Source organism: Streptomyces sp. NPDC097981, from assembly GCF_040302565.1.
GTDB lineage: Bacteria > Actinomycetota > Actinomycetes > Streptomycetales > Streptomycetaceae > Streptomyces.
On sequence record NZ_JBEORW010000137.1, the window covers coordinates 1 to 4,474 of the forward strand.

Annotated in this window: 3 protein-coding genes and 2 pseudogenes; 1 reads left to right on the plus strand and 4 read right to left on the minus strand. The window is 70.8% G+C overall.

Annotation, left to right across the window (positions count from 1 at the left end; genetic code table 11):
- From ABTY04_RS40420 to ABTY04_RS40435, 4 genes and pseudogenes are all read right to left on the minus strand, one after another.
- Nucleotides 1–192, minus strand: a pseudogene (locus ABTY04_RS40420) (sulfate ABC transporter substrate-binding protein); the annotation flags it as partial.
- 293 nt (nucleotides 193–485) lie between these two features.
- Entirely contained in the window at nucleotides 486–584 is a 99-nt protein-coding gene (locus tag ABTY04_RS40425) for a putative leader peptide (RefSeq protein WP_352218423.1), read from the minus strand.
- Nucleotides 585–719: 135 nt separating this feature from the next.
- Nucleotides 720–1,178, minus strand: a complete 459-nt coding sequence (locus ABTY04_RS40430) for an RrF2 family transcriptional regulator (protein ID WP_352218424.1) — start codon at nucleotides 1,176–1,178, stop codon at nucleotides 720–722.
- Between the two features lie 131 nt (nucleotides 1,179–1,309).
- Nucleotides 1,310–2,512: an acyl-CoA dehydrogenase family protein gene (locus ABTY04_RS40435; RefSeq protein WP_352218425.1), complete on the minus strand. Its 1,203-nt coding sequence runs from the start codon at nucleotides 2,510–2,512 to the stop codon at nucleotides 1,310–1,312.
- 850 nt (nucleotides 2,513–3,362) lie between these two features.
- Here ABTY04_RS40435 and ABTY04_RS40440 point away from each other — a divergent pair.
- A pseudogene (locus tag ABTY04_RS40440) lies at nucleotides 3,363–4,389 on the plus strand (LLM class flavin-dependent oxidoreductase).
- Nucleotides 4,390–4,474 lie beyond the last annotated feature (85 nt).

The following is a 4,474-nucleotide window of genomic DNA, read 5'->3' on the forward strand; positions in this document are numbered from 1 at the left end:
CGTCAGGTTCGGGAAGTACCCGATGCGGACCTCGGGGGCGGACAGCTTCTTCGCGTCGGCGGCAGGGGCGGCGGACGTCTTGCCGTCGTCCTTCTTCGCCTCGGAACCGTAGCCGCATGCGGTGAGCAGCAGGGGAAGCGCCGCTGTGACGGCGATGGCACGCAGGGTGGTGAGCGGTCTTGCGGCAGACACGGAGGTGTCCTTTCACGGGATGGTGTTCAGGGAGGTGCGGAAATGGGCCACGCGAAGCCGTCGGCACCCACGGCACCCACTCCCGGCCGCCGACGACGGGATCGTGGTCGCAGGTTGCGGAACGGACAGGTGCCGGACGCTCCGGGGACGGTCATCGAGCCCGTGCATCGGACGCCCGCGCTCGAAGGCACGCGGTCGGTGAGGCCGGCCGAGGGGCCTGTCCGGCTGACGGAGAACGCAGTGGCGCGGCGCCCAGTAGTGCACTGAGCGTGGGTCAGGCCCGGTGAATGGTCTCAGCCGGGCTGACAGATGGCGCTGGACGTACGGACCAGGTCGATGTGCCGGCGGGAGGTCAGAGGCAGCACACGGCCTGCGTGATGCAGTGTTCGCATGGCCACCTCACCCGATTCCTAGTTTTCCCACCTGGTTGGTAGGCATATTGGCAGAGGCGGACACCCGCCCCAAGAGGCTGACCGAATCGTGGACGCCGAGATCTCGTGATGTGAGAAACCGCAGGTCGTCAAGGGTCAGGGATTGGTCCAGGCGCCGGGGGCATCGGCCAGTGCCGATACGTCAGCGGGCAGGTCGGACGACGCGACGTCGGCGAGCGTCACGCCGTCGAGGATCTCGCGCACGTTGGCCCGCAGTGCGATCCACAGGGGGAGCAGGGACTGGGCGGGGCCGGTGTAGGACAGGTCCGGTGGGCGGACCCCTCGGACCGAGACGAGCGGTCCGTCGACGACGCGGATCACGTCCGCGATGCTGATCGACTGGGCGGGCTTGGCCAGCCGGTAGCCGCCGTTGCCGCCTCGTTGGCTGAGCACGAGACCGCCTCGGCGCATGTCGTTCAGGATGCCCTCCAGGAACTTGTGAGGGATGTCCTGGGCGTCGGCGATGGCTTCGGCCTTCACTGGCCCGTCATCCTGTGACGCGGCAAGCTGCAGCGCGGCGCGCACCGCGTAGTCCGCCCTGGCTGAGATCCGCATGCGGACATTATCTTCCATGTCACAGGCCGGCGGTGTCCGTCACGGGTGGCCCCTCGGCTGCCGGGCAGGAATTCGTGCTCGGCGGCCGAGGGGCTCAGGTCGCGGATCCGTGTCCTGTGCCGCGCCCTGTGTCAATGGAAAGCCGCCGCCACAGCGCGGTGGGAGCCGTTGAGGTAGTGCTCGCCGATGGAGCGCAGGCGGTGCGCGACCGGGCGATGGGCTGTCAGGACTCGGGCGTTGCGCCAGAACCGGTCCAGGCCGGGGGCGTCGGCGAGTTCCAGCACCCGGGCGGTGATGTGCAGGGCGGCCTTCGAGGTGACGGTCTCGGCCGTGGCGACCAGGGCGGCGACGCCTGCGGCTCCTTCCGCATCGAGGTGCGTACCCGTGTCGAGGGCCTGCGCCATCACGTCCGTCGCCCGGTCGACCACCGCGGTGGCCGTCTGGGCTGCAGAGGCGAGTTCCCCGTACGTCAGGAAGAGGTCCGGGTCCTCACCGGGCAGCCGGTGTGCACGGCCGCCCCTGCTGAGGTCGCGCGCCTCGGTCAGGGCGCCCTCGGCGATGCCGAGGCCGACGTGGCACAGGGCGAGCCGGAGCGCCGGCTCGGCGAGCGCGGTGAAGGGCGCGGTCGACTCCTCGTCGTGCGGCCTGCGGCCCAGCACCTGCCCCGGCGTGATGGTGACCCGGTCGAGGACGACCTCGCCTGCGCCGGCGACGCGCTGCCCGAGGCGATCGTGGGCGGGTTCGACGGACACGCCCCGTGCGCCGGGTGGGATCCGTACGACCAGGACGTCACCGGTCGCGGCGCAGACGGCGTCCACCACGATCTGGTCGGCTGCGGCCGCCGCCGTGTCCACGGACCGGCGCCCGTTCAGGACGTAGCCGGTGGTGCGCGGCCTCAGTGTGAGGTCCGGTCCGTCGGTGTCGCCGTTGGATGCGGGCGCGTGGACCGTGCCGGTCCAAAGCCACTGCTCGCGCACCGACTCCTCTTCGAGGGCGGCCGCGTGGTGGTGACTCGCGTAGAACCGTCCGCTCCACGCGTGTACGTAGTGGCGGGCGAGTACGTCGCCGACAGAGCTGTCTGCCGAGGCGATCTCCCGTATGACGGCGCATCCGGTGTGCCAGTCCGCCCCGCGGCCGGGCCCGGGCGGGGTGAGGGCCGCCGGCAGGCCGGCTTCGCGCAGTCGGGCCGTCTCGTCGGTCGGTTGCCTGCCTGCCTGATCGCGGGCGATGGCATCCGCGGCGAGGTCGTCCGCCACATCGCGGGCGGTACGCAGGAGCGCGCGGCGCTGCCCGTCGGCGGATCGGTGGCCGGCAGGGCTCGGTGTCGTCGGCATGGGCGTCACCGGCAGGCCCGAGCGCCGCTGTGTGGTGTGGGGGCTTGGCGGACAGCGGTGCCATGGGGGATGGCGGTGGTCATGTCGGCTACTCCGGAACGTTGTTGGGCGGCCACGGCCGGTTGCTGGGAGGTGCGGGAGGTGCAGGAGAGAGGAAAACGGTGGGCGTGCGAGCGGGCCGCGACCGGGCGGGGCGGCACACCCGCCGTTCCGCCGACGCCCTGGTCCGTATGCCGCTCAGGTGCCGGTGATGGGCTTCGGAGGGCGGCTTTCCGGTGCACCGAATCCCCATCTTTCCCATCGGATTCATAGGAATACTCCAGAGGCTGCCTCTCCAGCAAGGGCATGACCGAATGGTGGACGGTTCGGTCTTGGAATGAAAGACGGTGTGGTCAGGGGCCCGCCGGTGCGGCTTGAGGGCGGGCCGCAGCAGGACCATCCGTCAGGGGGTCGGTGAACTCGCGGAGTTCGCCCGATGGCCGTGCGCCAGGCGCGGAACCCTGGGCGCGTGCCGTTGGGCCGCCCGCTCGGCCCCGCCTACCGCGACCGCATCTCCACCGTGCGTCGTGTCGGCTACAGGTACGTGCCCGACCACCGGTAGCCCGAGGGCCGGCTCGGCGGCGGGGTCGGCCCCGCATAGTCTCCAGGGCTCTTCATGGCCGTCCGCGCGCCTGCAACACCGCTGCCAACTTCTCTTAATATTCAGGTCCTTGTATGGCCCCGCTATGGGGCATAGCGTTTCGAAGAGACATCGGCGACGGGCCTCTTCCCCGCCCTCTCGTACGCCCTCACATTCGCGACGCGCATCGGGCTCCTTTTCGCACGGCCGATCAGGAAGGCGTAATTCAACGTGTCCTCATCCCCGCCCGCATCCGAAGTCACATCAGCATTTTCCGAACCGCTGCACCTCGCCGTCGCGCTCGACGGCGCGGGCTGGCACCCTGCCGCCTGGCGCGAGCCGGGCGCCCGGCCCCGCGAACTCTTCACGCCCCGCTACTGGGCCGATGCCGTCGCCGAAGCCGAGGCCGGACTGCTGGACTTCGTCACCTTCGAGGACGCCTTCGCCCTCCAGTCCTCCTCGGCGGAAGGGCCCGACGGGCGCACGGACCAGGTCCGCGGGCGGCTGGACGCGGTGCTCACCGCCGCCCGCATCGCACCGTTGACCCGGCACGTCGGACTGGTTCCGACCGTGACCGCCACCCACACCGAGCCCTTCCACATATCCAAGGCGATCGCCACCCTGGACCATGTCAGCAGAGGACGTGCGGGCCTGCGCATACAGGTGTCACAACGTGCCCACGAGGCACGGCATTTCGGGCGACGGGCGGTTCCGCTCCCTGAGGCGGAGTCCTATGAGGAGGCCGCCGATCACATCGAGGTGATCCGGCGGCTGTGGGACAGCTGGGACGACGACGCCGAGATCCGGGACGTGGCCACCGGCCGGTTCGTCGACCGCGACAAGCTGCACTACATCGACTTCGAGGGCCGCCCGGGAATCCGCCGGGCTCTCCGCGCAGCCGCTGCACCTCTTCGCCGACCTCACCGTGTTCCTGGACGAGGACGCCCCAGCGGCCGACGCGCGCCGCAGCCGCCTGGACGCGCTCGCGGGCGCCTCGTACAGCAGTGACACGGCGATCTTCACCGGGACCGCGGCGCAACTGGCGGACCTGCTCCAGGACTGGCGGACGGCCGGACTGTCGGGCTTCCGATTGCAGCCGGGCGCACTCGCCCACGACCTGCCCGCGATCACCCGGGGGCTCGTACCGGAGCTACAGCGGCGCGGAGCCTTCCGCCGCGCGTACGAGGCGGACACCTTGCGCGGACTGCTGGGCCTGGAGCGCCCGGTCGGCCGCTATGCCGCCCACCCCGCCGCCTAATGGGAGCTACGGAACCGGGGAATGCTCGGTTCCGTAGCCGCCGGTAGGTGAGCACTTTCGACGCCGGAGCCTTCGAGCTCTGAGG